The sequence below is a fragment of the Candidatus Zixiibacteriota bacterium genome (assembly GCA_040756055.1).
GTDB lineage: Bacteria > Zixibacteria > MSB-5A5 > GN15 > FEB-12.
The window spans coordinates 243,827-257,745 of record JBFLZR010000003.1; the positions used below are offsets into that span (position 1 = coordinate 243,827).

Genomic DNA, 13,919 nt, shown 5'->3' on the forward strand with positions numbered 1-13,919 from the left:
CTAACTTGTTAAAAAATCGACCATTTCATCGTTATAAGCACTTGGTAAACAAGAAAACGCCTTGACAAAATTGCGGTTATGGTATATTTTCCGGGTAAGGTACTGACCGATTTACAATTTAGGTACTACACCGCCTTGGACTTACAGTTGAATAATAGTTCGTATTACACATCTAACAGCTGGCGTGGTCGAGGAATATACTTGATCAGAGTCAGCAGCAACTTAATCAACCCTTAATTGTTAGGGAGGTGAACCTTGACAAAACGTTTACAACCAATCCTAGTTGTCGCCATGGTTCTGTTGGTTCCCGCACTAGTGTTTGCTGGCACCAATAACTTTGGGGTAGCTAAGACTGCCTATCAGAACGGCAGCCTGGTTGTGGAGTTGGTAGTGTCCAATGCTCACCCGCTGGCAGGGCTTGATATTCCTCTTCGTTACTCCGAAGGCGTAACGTTGGAGAAGGTCACATTTGAAGGTACCCGTGTATCTTATTTTGACTTCAAGTCTGCCTACATCAACACGCAGGATCGTACCGTTCTCATCGGGTTACTGCCTCAGCTGAGCCCGGTTGCGAAACCCGATCTCGCGGTTGGTGAGGGTGCCATCTGTCAGCTGCACTTCCGGGTGGACGATGAGTCGGTTTCCGAGGTAACTATTGAAGCTATAGCGACCAAGGATCCGAATCACGTGCTGACCTACATCTACCATGATGGTGATGTCCCTCGCGGTCTTTACCCTGAGTTCAACAGTGTTACTGTTTCGCTCAGCAATCCCGGCGAACTGCCGCAGGCGTACGCCCTTCGCCAGAATTTCCCGAATCCGTTCAACCCCACCACCGATATCTGCTTCGATCTTCCGAAAGCCGGTAAGGTGAATCTGACTGTTTACAACGTACTCGGTCAGAAGGTTGCTACCCTGGTTGACGGTGATCTGGAAGCTGGAAACCATACCATCACCTGGGATGCTTCGCAGCAGGCCAGTGGTGTATACTTCTATCGTATAGAGGCCGGTGAGTTCTCAAAGACGATGAAGTCAATGTTGTTGAAGTAAGAAAGTACTTTTGGGCTTTGGAGACTTGAAGTAAGAAAATTGTTCAGTTAAATAAATTCGCCAATAGCCCTTTCCCCTTACGGGGAAAGGGCTTTTTTTATGCGTAAGCCCAATATCTGCGTCTGGTGTGGCACAGGAACTGCGTTTTTGACGTCAGGTGGGAAAACGCGCAATTCGGGCGCGCAATTTAGCGCATTGACAGTCAAAGGCTTACGACGTATGATGGTCGACTGGCACAATATTTGTTAAGTATTCAGGCAGACACCGGGGTGTTGAAAGACCCAAAAGTCTGGAGACATCTACATCAGCTTTCTTGGCGGTTGAGCTGATGAAGAAAACCCCGGATGGTGAGGAGAGAGAAGGTCTCAGCGTAAAAGTTGGGACCTTTTTCCATTGATCATTTATCCCTGGTTATCATTACCTGATAACGATCAAGCTAACGTCTTCGTCATCGGCGGGCGCCACAGATATCTTTCTCGATGATAAATCGTTCAGCACAGATACCTCGACTGAGACTTCTTTCCTGGCCGATGTGTACCGGGCGGTGATCATGGCCGCTTTGCGCAGGTTTTCCTCGGAGGCGTTACCGATAAGCAGCGCGACGGGCGAGCCGATATTGAGCGCTTCCAGATGAACATGGTGAGGGCGTTTGAGGGCCATCAGTCTGTTGTTGTCACTCTCGTTTCGTCCGACTACGAGTTTGGTGTCAGTATCGAGTCGGAAATGCCGTCCCACTCTGAGCAGGTTGAGGTCGTCGAAGGTCAGCTTTTCGCTGTGGGCGAGAAGGTCGCGGAGCCGGTTGGAGTAGCCGGCATCGGTCAACAGACAACCGGCAGCGGGTGATGGGTAATCATCGAGTCCGTAGTTATCGGCCAATTGGAGTTGACGTTTTCTACTGCGTCCGCTGATAGCCTCGAGCTTTTCTCGGTCAACGATACCATTCAGTTCGGCCTCGGTGGGCGGCAGTAATTTTGCCGAGAGTGGCCGTAGCAGCTTTCCTTTGAGGCCGGATTGTTTCTCTGTCAGGTTCAGTTTGTTGCGAACTTGAGACATCGGTCGTTGTCCAAGGACCTCACCGGTGACTACGAAATCGGCTCCGGCCACTTCCATGAATTGACGGGCTTCGGTGAGCATCAGAATACGGCAGTCGGTGCACGGATTCATGTTTTTTCCGCGTCCGTAGCGCGGGTTTTCGACGATGTCGATGAATTTTTGCCCGAGGTGCATCAGTTTGACATCGAAACCGTACTTTTCGGCGGTCGGGTACGGGTCCGAGCCGCACGATGAGCGGTCCCCAATATCGCAGCCAAAGTGAGTCATGAAGGTCAGGGCGGTAACTTTGATATTCTGGTCAAGCATTAGCAGGACTGCCAGGGCGGAATCGAGTCCTCCGGAGAAAAGCGCTATGGCATGGCCGCGATGGGGTTGTGTTTCTATAATCACTGTCTGATGCCCCTGTGTCGGTTAAATTCTTGTTAAGCTTTAATATAACGACAAATTTAGACCTTGTCTTTGACTAAATATGAATTATTTTAGGTTTTCCGCGGTGGCTTGACCGACTGATTGCGTGAATGCAGTAAGTGAAAGTAGCGATGATATTTATAAGATTGATAAACGACTGGCTACAGCATTTTGCATACGAGTGTCAGAGCATCTTCTTTTTCTCGCTTAAGATGCTCAAGGGTCTCTTTGTCAGACCGGTCTATCATATGGAGATTCGCGAGCAGATGTACCTGATCGGTATCGGTTCGCTTTATCTGGTGGTTCTGACGGGGATATTCGCGGGGCAGGGATTTGCGCTGGCGTTTTCGGTCGAACTGGCTGACTTCGGCGCCAAGAATTACCTGGGCAGGATAATGTCTATTGCTATTGTTCGTGAACTGGGGCCGGTTCTGACGGGGCTTATGATCGCGGCGAGAGTAGCGGCCGGTATCACGGCCGAGATAGGGGCGATGAAATCATCCAATCAGCTCGACGCCATGACAGCTTTTGGGATAGACCCTATCAAGAAACTCGCGGTACCCCGGATGATCGCTCTGTTTTTCATGGTACCGGCTCTGACAATCGTTTGCGACCTGATCGCGATAGTCGGAGGCTGGATGATTGCGGTTTTGATTTCACACGTTACTTCTACCATGTACTGGTCGGCGGTCAAGGAACGGCTGATTTTCGGCAACATTTTTATCGGCCTGTTCAAGCCGGTTATGTACTCTTTGGTGATAGCCTTCGTTTCGTGTTATAAGGGATTTACATCGGAAGGCGGCACGAAAGGGGTTGGCCGGGCCACCACCGAATCGGTAGTGCTGTCATCGATTACCATACTGGTCGTGAACTTTTTCATCACCAAAGTCGTTTTCTCGCTTATCAAGGGATATTTATGATCGAGTTTCGAAACGTAGATTTCTCGTACGACACAAAGCCGATTTTGAAGAACGTGTCATTTACGGTCGGCCAGTCGGAAGCGGTGGTAATCATGGGACCATCGGGTTCCGGAAAGTCCACCGTTCTGCGGCTCATTCTGGGATTGGAGTGTCCGCAGCATGGAGAGATTCTCGTTGATGGTCAGAATATTTGCCTGATGAAGGAAAAGCAGAAGCAGGAGATTCGCAAGAAGATAGGGATGGTTTTTCAGGACGGAGCGCTTTTTGATTCTCTGTCGGTGTGGGAGAATGTGGGGTATTATTTGCTGGAGCACACCACTCTGCCTGTTGATGAGATAGGCCAGCGAGCAATGGAGATGTTGGGTTTTGTGGGGTTGGACGCGGAAGAGATAATGAACAAGTTGCCCGAGCATCTTTCGGGCGGTATGCAGCGCCGGGTGGCCATAGGACGGGCCCTTTTATCGACAGATCCACGGGTCATGCTTTATGATGAGCCCACCACCGGACTTGACCCGCAGTCAACCGAGAATGTGATAGCTCTCATCAACAAGCTTCACGACGAAAAGTCGTTGTCGACGGTCGTCGTGACTCACCAGATTGCCGATGCTCTGGCTATTGCCGACAAGTTTGTGGTTATCGTTAATGGCGAAGTTGTTTTTATAGGCACTCTTGACCAGTTGCGCTTGAGCGACAATGAGAAAGTGCGGGCGTTTCTGGAGCCGTTCAGGCAATCGGTGATGCAGGTGGCGGAAAGAAAATTCGTGGATATCTAAAATACATGCTATCGATATGAGATAAGCGGCACGCCCGCCGGGTGTGTGGTTCAACAGAGGCTGGAGCAGAAAAGGTTTGAGATATGAAAAGAACAACCGTTGTTAAGTGGGGCAATCTTAAGGTCGGTCTGCTGCTGACATTTGTCATTGCCATCCTTTTTTACGCGTCTTTTTCCGGAGGGGGTACCTCTATATTTGATCCCAAGGGGAAGTTTGTGTGTTATTTCCGTAACGTAAACGGCTTGGTGAACGGTTCCCCGGTGTGGATGTCGGGGGTTGAGGTGGGAAATGTACGCTCGGTGAATTTTGTTAATATTGACTCTCTTCATCAGGTTGAAGTGGTTTGTCGCGTGAAGAAATCGGTGTGGAATCGGTTAACGAAGGACGCCAGGGTGATGCTGGGTACGATTGGTTTTCTGGGAGACAAGTATGTGGAAGTGCTGCCGGGAACAGTCGGCGGTCCGGCTATCGAGGAGATGGATGTTATAGAGACGGTAGACGCCGGCGATGCTACCGCGATGTTCAAGGCGGGTGAAGAGGCCATTAACGATGCCAAGCAGTTTGTGGTGGAGCTTGATACTCTTCTGGCGAGGATGAATCGCGGCGAGGGGACGCTGGGGAAGATGGCAACTGATGATAGGATGTACAGCGAGATGACTCTGTTGTTGTCGCGTCTCACAGTTCTGGTTTCCGATCTTCAGAAAAACCAGGAGAGAATAGTCTCGTCGATAGAGAAGACAGCCAACTCTGTTGGAAGTTTATCGGAGAAGGTGGACAACAACACGGGGACGCTGGGACGTCTGGCGAATGATCCGTCGCTTTATGACAATCTGAGCGCATCGACCGCGAAGCTGGATACGATACTTCGGAAGATTAATGCCGCTGAGGGGAACCTCGGATTACTTGTCAATGATACCGCCATGTATTCTGAGATGACCAATCTTATGGCGAGGTTGAACAACCTGATCACGGACATACAGGCGAATCCGCGCAGGTATTTCAAGTTCAGCGTGTTTTAAGGGAAGGTTCTTACATGCTTAGCCGATGGATGGTGCGGCGAGAAGCCAAGAAGCTGCGAAAGCGGGTCCTGCGTTACAATACGAAGGAGCATAAGCGCGAATCCTTGCTCCCGTTGTGCAGAGCATACGTCAGTCTGGTTAAGGAGGTGTACGGGGAGAAAACGGACCTCCTAAGATTTGTCTCACCGGGATCCATGTCGCACGCATCACTAGACAAGGGCTTGAGGGAATTTCTGGCAACGATCGAAACGACGGGGTTACCATATGGTTATCGGGCGCCGAAGAGCACACAGACTGTCTCGGTTATAGTGTCGCTGATTACAGGTGCACTGATACCGATAGTCATTCTCGCAGTTACCAAGCAATCTGACGAAGAAGCGAAAAACAAGTCCTTACGGGCGGCTGCGGAGGTAACGCGAGTGTCGTTCTATGCGTGTTTGGAGGAGTACGACACGCAACGGAAGCGAGACTTCGATTCACTTTATAGCAGCTTAGTTGTGAAATGGGGTGGGAAATCGGGAATAATAGTTACACCTATAAGTAGTTTCCTCAGCGAGCACAGAATGAGAAGAGACAACATTATTGACTCCTTTCTTACGGCCTATACTGGACAAGGTGGAGATTCGAGTACGTTGGAGTACAAGAGGACCTTGCCTGTGAATGCATATCACAGTCTCACTAAGAACCTTCCTGGCTGTGATGGGGCGCTACGCAATCTAGGATTAGATACTCTTTGACCTAGACTCAACTCGCACGCTAATTTCTGGCTGTTTCGAAGCTACCATTAACCGGGCTCTCTTAGCCCTGTTGGTCCCCCATTGGAATTGTAAGCGAGTTTTTTCTCTTGACACAGGTCCCGAATCTGTCGCAATTTATTCTCAACACAGTCAAAAGAAGGAGGGTCTTATGATTAGCATTGGTGTAAAGGGTCTGGCACTGTACATGACGGCAGGAGAGGCGCGTAAACGCCGAATACTCCACGACTACAAATATCCACATCCGGCAGGACATGCCCAGGCGACTTACTACACTGAAGCACGTTCTGCTATAAAGAGATATCATGAGAGCGACGAAGATGTCACGGTGCTCATGGCCTCCTATGCGGCCCTGAAGATGAAGGCTAAGATTTCGAGGGGGCGTCGCAGCACTAAACTCGAACACAATGCTGCGGCAGTGATCGCTTACGTTCCATTTTCCCGTAACTACAAGGGACTTCGGTTACAAAAGCGACCCCAGTTGTCTCTCACCCACGGCAACATTAAGATAACAATGCAGCCGGACATTTACGCGATTTGGAGGAAGCGACCTCTAATCCTCAAGTTCGACTTTTCGGATAGGCAGCCCGAACCAAGGCTCGTCAAGGTGATCACTCAGGCTTATTTGCTGGCGGCCCGGCAAAGCGGAATATCCATCAAGCCACGAGACGTGGCATACTGCGAAATAAGGAGAGGTCGTATCCATAACGGCAGTCGAATTGGCAGCACTGTTACGCGCGACATCGAAGCAGCATGTGACAATATCGATGCAATCTGGGATAGACTATAGTCGACCGCTAATTTCAATCAGAGAAAGGTATATCAGTCTATGCCGGGATGTGGGCGAGCATGTAGTCCAGGAGCTTGAGCACGCCGTCCTTGCCGCTCTCGCCGACTTCCATCGGAGGACCCACGCAGGTCGGGCAACCATCAGAGCAGGCGCACTTTCTGATGTGGTCGCGACAGGACTCGAAAAGTCTCTCATGTTCCACGAATAACTTTTGTGCCAATCCAACCCCTCCGGGGATATTTTCATAGACATAAACAGTGGGCCTTTCCGTAAAGGGGGCGCGCACCTGTGAGATTGAGCGGAGGTCACGCGGGTCGCACATCACCCACAGAGGAGCGATCTTGCCAAGAATGTTCGCCAATCCTCTCAGGGAGCCGCCAAATTGAGACCCGTCGAGGCCCACCCGGAAGGGAATATCGCCCGGGAAGGAATACCAGAAGGAGGTGGTGTGCATCTCAAGCTCAGGAAGATTGAGCTCGCCGGAACCTATATTTTCGTGCGTCTGGAATTTGATTTTCTTGAACAGGACGGTGACGTTGGTGACGGTAACCTCGCCATGGCTCATGACAGCATCACCGAAGTTCTCGTCGTCGATCGTGGACAGCACTTTGAGGTCAGTCTTGGTCTCGGCGTCGGTATAGTAGTCAACATCCACTTCTTTCACATAAGCTTTTTTACCTTCCCAGTCGAGCTTTGTGACCTGATACTGGTTGGCGGAGTGGAGATAGATAGCCTCGGGGTGGAGGAAAATTGGAGCCGAGAAATAGTCCACTTCGCCGATTACCTCGGAGTTGTTGCTTTCATTGAGAATGACGAAATTATCCGGCGAGGCGGACCGGAGCGATATTTGCTGTGCCGGATAGATTTCCGATGACCAGTGATAACGGTTGCCGGCTTTGCGAAGGATATTCGATTCGGTCAGATAGTCCAGGATTTGATTGGTACCATCCTGCTGAAGGCCGTCATTCTCGTCAAAGGGCAGTTCGAAAGCGGCACATTTGATGTGATTGGTCCGGATTATCAGGTTATCGGGATCGATGATGCCGGATTCAGGGGTTCGTTCGAAAACATACTTCGGTTCAGCGCACAGGAACTGGTTGATGGCTGTCGAGTTGGCTACCATTACGGTCACTGCGGTGGTACTTCGCCGTCCGGCTCTCCCTGCCTGCTGCCAGAGCGACGCAATAGAGCCGGGGTAACCGACGATAATGGATACATCGAGACTCCCGATATCAACCCCGAGTTCGAGGGCGTTGGTTGACACGACTCCGGTGATTGAACCGTTTCGCAATCCCGCCTCGATACGTCGTCTCTCATTGGGAAGGTAGCCTCCGCGATAGCCGGCTACATTTATGCCGCGCCCGAAGCTGCCTTTCAATTCTCTCTGGAGGTAGGTTAAGAGAACCTCGACATAAAGGCGGAAGTGAGCGAAGACAATGGTCTGGATTTTTTGCTTCAGAAACAGGGAGGCCAGGCGCGCGGCTTCGTTCACGGATGACTTGCGGATTCCGAGTTGTTTGTTCACCACCGGAGGGTTGTAAATAAGGAAATGGCGCTCGCCCGACGGCGCTCCATTGTTGTCGATGAGGGTGACTTTTCGCCCGATGATCCTTTCGGTCAGGTCGTCGGGGTTGGCGATTGTCGCCGAGCAGCATATGAAGGTCGGATTGGAGCCATAGAACCGGCATATCCGTTTGAGCCGTTTGATGACATTTGCCAGGTGAGAGCCAAAGACGCCTCGATAGTGATGTACCTCGTCTATAACGACATATTTGAGATTTTCGAATAGTTTAATCCATTTGGTATGGTGCGGCAGGATGCCGGCGTGAAGCATGTCCGGGTTGGTGACCACGATATGTCCGGCCGAGCGAATGAGCCTGCGAGCTGTCTGAGGTGTGTCACCATCGAAAGTATAAGTCTTGATATCGACCTCTGTTTTTTGGATCAGGTCATATAGTTCGGCAAGCTGGTCCTGCGAGAGCGCCTTGGTGGGAAACAGGTACAGAGCCCGCGAGTTTGGGTCTTTCATGATGCGATCCAGAACGGGAATGTTATAGCACAGGGTCTTTCCCGAGGCGGTCGGGGTTACCACGACAACATCGTTATCCTTTCGGACAGCTTCGATGGCTTCAGCCTGATGCGTGTAGAGGCGCTCGATACCGCGCTGTTTCAGGGTAGTGACCAACCGTTGGTCAAGGCCCGGGGGGTAGTCGGCATATTTCGCGGGGCGCGGGGGATAGGTTTTCCAGTGGGAAATATTCCCCTTGAGTTCATGGTCGCTTTTGAGGAGGTCGATTATCTGGTCAAGGTTCATAGCGATACGTTAGAATTTTATACCATGCCGGTCAATTGCCTTTTACAAATATCACAGAATCTTTCGGTCTTGTTGTCAATGTCGAGCATCATCTGGCTGTAATAGTTCACGCACTTGGGGTTGCGGCAATCGGAGATTTCGAAAAGATGGGCGATCTGGTGTACCGCCTCTTTGTAAAGCCGAGGGTATATCTTCGAATCGTCTTCGGGCAGACCATAGAACTCCTGGCGGATTTCGTAGAGTGAGACAATTCCGGTGCCCGAAAGGATATCGGCATGCCCGAGAACATTGTTTTCGTCGGGTAGATACAGGTCTTCTTCGCACACGGCGAAGACTTTTTCGCGGCTGTTGGCTTTGAGGCGCTCGAGCTTGGAGAGTATAACCTGGCAGTAGTATTGGTTTCTGATGACATTGTGAGCCTCTACCGGCGTCTTCATGCCCTTGAGGATGTCCACCGACCTGTTAAAGATCGGTCCGAGGTCGGCGGCCAGCCTGTTGACCATCATGAAATCTACTTCGCCGAGGGGGACCACGACTATTTTCGATTTTAACAGCGCCATCTTATCCACTTGAGTCTACCCGCCTGCCACGAAGAATTTATCAGTGGTGCCGTCGGGGGAGACCTTTACTTCCGCCTTTTGCGAACATCGGGGACACCAGCCGACAAAGGCCGTGCCTTTCCGATTCAGATATATGCGGGAGTAAACGTTACAGCATCTGAAATGCATCCCGATAAACGGCCTTTGTTTTTTTTCTGTCATAATTTAAAATAAGCAATTTTCCTATTGAGACAACACTAATTGCTCGTCAATGGTTCATTGACCGGACCTTTTGAGTTCGCGCATAATAGTCACGGAGGCGGAACTTCCCAGCCGCACGGCGCCCGCCACAAGCATTTCACGACAATCGGCCAGGGTGCGAATGCCCCCTGATGCTTTGACTTCAATTTGTTCGTTTGCCGTTGCGACAAGGTTTCGCACCTGCTGTGGGGTTGCTCCGCCGAAGAACCCGGTCGACGTTTTCACGAACTGGGCTCCGCCGTTAATGCACGCCTTCACGGCATCGGCCTGCTGCTGTTCAGTCAGCAAACCGGCCTCTATTATCACTTTGAGCAGTATATTATACGGCAGATTCTTCCGCATTTCATCAACCTCACGTTCAACTTCGACGAATTGATTGTCAACCAGCCGGCCGATTGCGGCCACCATGTCAATCTCGTGAGCGCCGTCGGAAACGGCCTTGATGGCCTCAGTTACTTTGACGTCGGAACGGTTGGCGCCCAGAGGGAATCCTGCCACGGAGACAATTTTGACGTCAGAACCGGATAGCTCCGACTTCGCGGCAGCAACCCACACCGGATTTACGGCTACGGCGTAGAGTTGATGTTCGCTCGCGTCAGCGCACAAGATGGAGATATCACGACGGGTGGTCTCGGGTTTCAGGGCAGCATGATCAAATCGTTTATTCAGGTCAATCAGAATGTTGTCCATTGAATCAGCTCACAATCGAACTCAGGAAAGATTTACCCGTCAGACTGTGTTTGATCCGGAAATTTTCCGCGATGGTGGCGGCGATATCCGCGAAAGTTTCGCGTGTTCCGAGGTACACAGCGGACCTCAATTTGTGCGAGTAGACCAAAAGCGGAACATACTCGCGGGTGTGGTCAGTCGAAGTTTTCAAGGTCGGGTCGCAGCCGTGATCGGCAGTGATAAACAGCAAGTCATCGCCGCGCAAATCACCAAGGAGGGTCTGAAGGTGAAAGTCGAATTCGACCAATCCGCGCGCGAATCCCTTTTCATCGTTGCGATGTCCCCAGAGCATATCGAAGTCCACGCAATTCGCGACAATCATGTGGTGCTGATGGTCGGTGCGTACGCTGTCAATAACGGAGTTCATGACTTCGGCGTTATTGGCGGCCTTGATTCTATTGCTAAAGCCTCGTTCGCCGTAGAGGTCGTACACCTTTCCGATGGCGAGAGTTTCTTTCCCGTTGGCGAGCATAAGGTCAAGAATAGTATTCTTGGGCGGCTTAAGGGAAAAATCTCTTCGGCCGGCGGTTCGGACAAAGTTGCCCTGGGAGCCAACGAAGGGTCTGGCGATTACCCTGGCGACAGCGTATTGTCCGACGAGCAATTGGCGCGCTATTCCACATATGTCGTAGAGTTTTTCCGGACTGTAAACGTCTTCGTGAGCGGCCAGTTGAAAAACGGAATCAGCTGAAGTATAGAGGATAACCTCTCCGGTTTCCATGTGATGGGGGCCGAGTTTCTGGATGATTTCGGTGCCGCTGGCCGGGAAATTGCCGATTGTCTTTATTGACGCGCGGTGTTCAAATTCACGGACCAACTCATGCGGGAAGCCGTTGGGGAAGGTCGGAAAAGGTTCTTCAAGTGTGAGGCCGGCGATTTCCCAGTGTCCTGTGGTTGAGTCTTTGCCGGGCGATTTTTCCGCCATTTTGCCGCAGCACCATTGGGGCGCACGGCTGGGGGGGACACCCTGAATTTCCACGATGTTACCCAGTCCAAGTTTTTCCATGGCGGGGAGATGAAGTCCGCCGGCTGCCCGGGCCACATGGGGGAGAGTAGCCGCCCCGGCATCACCGTACATTTCGGCATCGGGAAGAGCTCCCACACCGCAGGCGTCGATTACAATGACTATCACACGGCCGAAGTACATGCCTGAAATTTAGGTATCCGATTGTCGAAAGTAAACAGCCTGATTGTCACATTTCTGTCGGGGGTATAAAAGAACCGGCGGTGATTCCGCCGGTTTTGCAGTCTTTATTGGCAGAGATTATTCGCTGATGCCTATTTTTTTGAGGGCGTAAACGGCTTCATTTTCGACATCGACCTTGAAATTGACCATCTTACCGTCTTTCAACCTGGAGCGGTCACCATCGACTTTCCACGTCTCTTTCTGTAAGACCACAAGGCCTTCTTTGTAAGCGAAGTACATATGCCCTTTGGATTTTATCTTATCCAGCCCGCTGCGCATTGTGGAGTCTTTGGCGGCGGGCTCGACCGGAATAACGAGGTTGCCTTCGTATTCGATAAGAGCGCAATCGTAGCCGCTTTCTCTTACGAGCGATTTGATGAGGAAGGTAGTCGAGGCTTCCATGCTTTCATTGGGGAGTACCACTTTAGTCGTCTGAGTCCAGTTATAACCGACCGGTTTTTCGCCCGAAGGGAACACCGGAAGACCCTGTTCGTAGTAGTTTTTGATATACTTTATTCTGGACTGTTCTTTGAGGTCGACAAACTCCACTTCGACAATCTTGCCGTTGGGTAGAACCGTCATGAAGGTGGTTCTCTCTGTCTGGTACGGTTCCATTTTCGTGGAATCTTCCTTACTTGGTCTCATAAAGTGCCAGATAGCGTGTTCGGAAACCTGAGCGGCGGTATCATCGACGAACTTCACGAATTCCTGTTCAATGTCCACTTTATATTCTTCGGCGTGTTCATAGATGATCGAGTCGGCTTCCAATACTTTTTCTCTCACTTTGGAGGTCTGTTCGTACTGAAGCTTCATGCCCGGTTCGAATTTAAACCGAAGGCTGATTCTCTTCTCTCCTTGAGAACAACTGCCTATCAGGAGGGCAGCAGCGGACATAAGTAAAATGGCGGTTATCTTCTTCAAAATTTTGCTCCCTGCTTCATGTTAAAACGTAGATCCTGCGACTTGCGCGAGGCCTGTGGGTGGGGCGAATCTCCCCAGAATTCCAGGTGCTCCCAACAGCAGCATCCCTTTGGATACCAGTGCCTTTTCTTCTACGGTCACAATAGTAATATTATCGGAGGCAACAACTTCTTCTAAAGGCACAGATACAAATACTGGGGCCTCGGTAGTCCCGATATCAGCCAGGTGTTGCTTGTGCGTAGAGCCGAGCAGAAGAGCCGAAAAGAGAATAACCAGCGAGGCAGCGACCGAAACAAGCGATCTGACGAAAGCATTGCGATCGTAGGAGCGTCTGTCCACGGCGCGTGTCGCTTCAGAAGGGGGGGCGATAGAATCCACCGTTCTTGCCCGAATCAGGCTAGTTGTTTCCAGCCAGTAATCCTGACCGGGGTCCGGCGTTTTTCTATTTTGGAGGAGCTCCTTGAGGACTATTGCCGATTCATATTCGGCCCGGCATTTATCACATGCCGTAATATGTTTTTCAATTTGAGCCTGCTGCTCAGTTGTCAGTTCTTTATCGACAAAATCCTCAAGGAGCGCCAAAGTGCTTTGGCATGTCATTTTTACTCCTTAGCTTTAAACCGCTGTTTTAAAATCTTCCTTATTTTGGTTCGCGCGATATGGAGGTTTGACCGAACGGTGGCTTCAGGACAATCGAAGACCTGGGCTATCTCACTCTTGGTGTAACCTTCAACATCGTGAAGGATGGCTGTTAAACGTTGCCGAGGGGGCAACTGTTCCAGCGCCCGATTAACCTCTTCCATCAAGCGTTTTCTCTCGAAGCTCTCACTCGGCGTTTCCACGCGCGCTGACAAATCCATTTGGATGCTGCCGGGCAGCGTCGCGGTATCATCAGGTATGGCGCTGTGTCCCTTATGCTTACGCAACATATCAATCGCGTAGTTGGTAGCTACCCGAATGATAAAGCTCGAGAAGTATCTTACATCATTTAGTTCCTTGCGTTTGCGATACACTCTGACGAAGGTCTCCTGAACCACCTCATCGGCATCGAGGTGATTCCCAAGTACCTGGTAGGCCAGAGAGTATATCTTCTTTCTGTATCGCTCGACCAGCAGTCCGAAGGCCTGGTCGTCGCCCGCCAGAAAGTCTTCAACCAGTTCGGGAATCGACTTATTCATCCCCGAACCGCTTTCTATTACCT

13 protein-coding genes are annotated in these 13,919 nt (G+C 50.9%); 5 read left to right on the top strand and 8 right to left on the bottom strand.

The window, feature by feature from the left end; genetic code table 11:
* The first annotated feature begins 255 nt into the window (after nucleotides 1-255).
* Complete coding sequence (locus AB1483_07535; GenBank protein MEW6412311.1) at nucleotides 256-1,050, top strand: T9SS type A sorting domain-containing protein; 795 nt, start codon at nucleotides 256-258, stop codon at nucleotides 1,048-1,050.
* 417 nt (nucleotides 1,051-1,467) lie between these two features.
* Here AB1483_07535 and AB1483_07540 read toward each other — a convergent pair whose 3' ends face one another.
* Nucleotides 1,468-2,493: a hypothetical protein gene (locus AB1483_07540; GenBank protein MEW6412312.1), complete on the bottom strand. Its 1,026-nt coding sequence runs from the start codon at nucleotides 2,491-2,493 to the stop codon at nucleotides 1,468-1,470.
* Between the two features lie 149 nt (nucleotides 2,494-2,642).
* On the opposite strand from AB1483_07540, the gene AB1483_07545 reads away from it, so the two are divergent.
* From AB1483_07545 to AB1483_07560, 4 genes are all read left to right on the top strand, one after another.
* Nucleotides 2,643-3,431 carry an ABC transporter permease gene (locus AB1483_07545; GenBank protein ID MEW6412313.1) on the top strand — a complete coding sequence of 263 codons (789 nt, stop codon included), beginning with the start codon at nucleotides 2,643-2,645 and terminating at the stop codon, nucleotides 3,429-3,431.
* Nucleotides 3,428-4,204, top strand: a complete 777-nt coding sequence (locus AB1483_07550; GenBank protein MEW6412314.1) for an ATP-binding cassette domain-containing protein — start codon at nucleotides 3,428-3,430, stop codon at nucleotides 4,202-4,204. The genes AB1483_07545 and AB1483_07550 overlap by 4 nt, the downstream gene beginning before the upstream one ends.
* Before the next feature lie 83 nt (nucleotides 4,205-4,287).
* Nucleotides 4,288-5,223, top strand: a complete 936-nt coding sequence (locus AB1483_07555) for an MlaD family protein (GenBank protein ID MEW6412315.1) — start codon at nucleotides 4,288-4,290, stop codon at nucleotides 5,221-5,223.
* 906 nt (nucleotides 5,224-6,129) lie between these two features.
* Nucleotides 6,130-6,768 (top strand): hypothetical protein, encoded by a 639-nt coding sequence (locus tag AB1483_07560; protein MEW6412316.1) that lies wholly within the window; start codon nucleotides 6,130-6,132, stop codon nucleotides 6,766-6,768.
* Between the two features lie 37 nt (nucleotides 6,769-6,805).
* Here the strand turns inward: AB1483_07560 and AB1483_07565 are convergent, their stop codons facing one another.
* The 7 genes from AB1483_07565 to AB1483_07595 form a co-directional block, all read right to left on the bottom strand.
* Nucleotides 6,806-9,082, bottom strand: coding sequence for a DEAD/DEAH box helicase (locus tag AB1483_07565; protein MEW6412317.1), 2,277 nt, complete (start codon nucleotides 9,080-9,082; stop codon nucleotides 6,806-6,808).
* Nucleotides 9,083-9,099: 17 nt separating this feature from the next.
* Nucleotides 9,100-9,642 carry a peptidase zinc-dependent gene (locus AB1483_07570; GenBank protein ID MEW6412318.1) on the bottom strand — a complete coding sequence of 181 codons (543 nt, stop codon included), beginning with the start codon at nucleotides 9,640-9,642 and terminating at the stop codon, nucleotides 9,100-9,102.
* Nucleotides 9,643-9,897: 255 nt separating this feature from the next.
* The gene (deoC, locus tag AB1483_07575; GenBank protein MEW6412319.1) at nucleotides 9,898-10,572 is read right to left on the bottom strand and encodes a deoxyribose-phosphate aldolase; all 675 of its coding nucleotides are present in this window, start codon (nucleotides 10,570-10,572) and stop codon (nucleotides 9,898-9,900) included.
* Nucleotides 10,573-10,576: 4 nt separating this feature from the next.
* Complete coding sequence (locus AB1483_07580) at nucleotides 10,577-11,758, bottom strand: phosphopentomutase (protein ID MEW6412320.1); 1,182 nt, start codon at nucleotides 11,756-11,758, stop codon at nucleotides 10,577-10,579.
* A gap of 117 nt (nucleotides 11,759-11,875) precedes the next feature.
* The gene (locus AB1483_07585; protein MEW6412321.1) at nucleotides 11,876-12,718 is read right to left on the bottom strand and encodes a hypothetical protein; all 843 of its coding nucleotides are present in this window, start codon (nucleotides 12,716-12,718) and stop codon (nucleotides 11,876-11,878) included.
* Between the two features lie 21 nt (nucleotides 12,719-12,739).
* Nucleotides 12,740-13,318, bottom strand: a complete 579-nt coding sequence (locus AB1483_07590; GenBank protein ID MEW6412322.1) for a zf-HC2 domain-containing protein — start codon at nucleotides 13,316-13,318, stop codon at nucleotides 12,740-12,742.
* A 2-nt stretch (nucleotides 13,319-13,320) separates the two neighbouring features.
* Nucleotides 13,321-13,896 (bottom strand): RNA polymerase sigma factor, encoded by a 576-nt coding sequence (locus AB1483_07595; protein MEW6412323.1) that lies wholly within the window; start codon nucleotides 13,894-13,896, stop codon nucleotides 13,321-13,323.
* Nucleotides 13,897-13,919 lie beyond the last annotated feature (23 nt).

Coding starts and splice junctions, on each gene's coding strand:
- deoC (MEW6412319.1), bottom strand. CDS start 10,572: ATGGACAACATTCTGATTGACCTGAATAAACGATTTGATCATGCTGCC.
- AB1483_07565 (MEW6412317.1), bottom strand. CDS start 9,082: ATGAACCTTGACCAGATAATCGACCTCCTCAAAAGCGACCATGAACTC.
- AB1483_07560 (MEW6412316.1), top strand. CDS start 6,130: ATGATTAGCATTGGTGTAAAGGGTCTGGCACTGTACATGACGGCAGGA.
- AB1483_07555 (MEW6412315.1), top strand. CDS start 4,288: ATGAAAAGAACAACCGTTGTTAAGTGGGGCAATCTTAAGGTCGGTCTG.
- AB1483_07595 (MEW6412323.1), bottom strand. CDS start 13,896: ATGAATAAGTCGATTCCCGAACTGGTTGAAGACTTTCTGGCGGGCGAC.
- AB1483_07580 (MEW6412320.1), bottom strand. CDS start 11,758: ATGTACTTCGGCCGTGTGATAGTCATTGTAATCGACGCCTGCGGTGTG.
- AB1483_07550 (MEW6412314.1), top strand. CDS start 3,428: ATGATCGAGTTTCGAAACGTAGATTTCTCGTACGACACAAAGCCGATT.
- AB1483_07590 (MEW6412322.1), bottom strand. CDS start 13,318: ATGACATGCCAAAGCACTTTGGCGCTCCTTGAGGATTTTGTCGATAAA.
- AB1483_07570 (MEW6412318.1), bottom strand. CDS start 9,642: ATGGCGCTGTTAAAATCGAAAATAGTCGTGGTCCCCCTCGGCGAAGTA.
- AB1483_07545 (MEW6412313.1), top strand. CDS start 2,643: ATGATATTTATAAGATTGATAAACGACTGGCTACAGCATTTTGCATAC.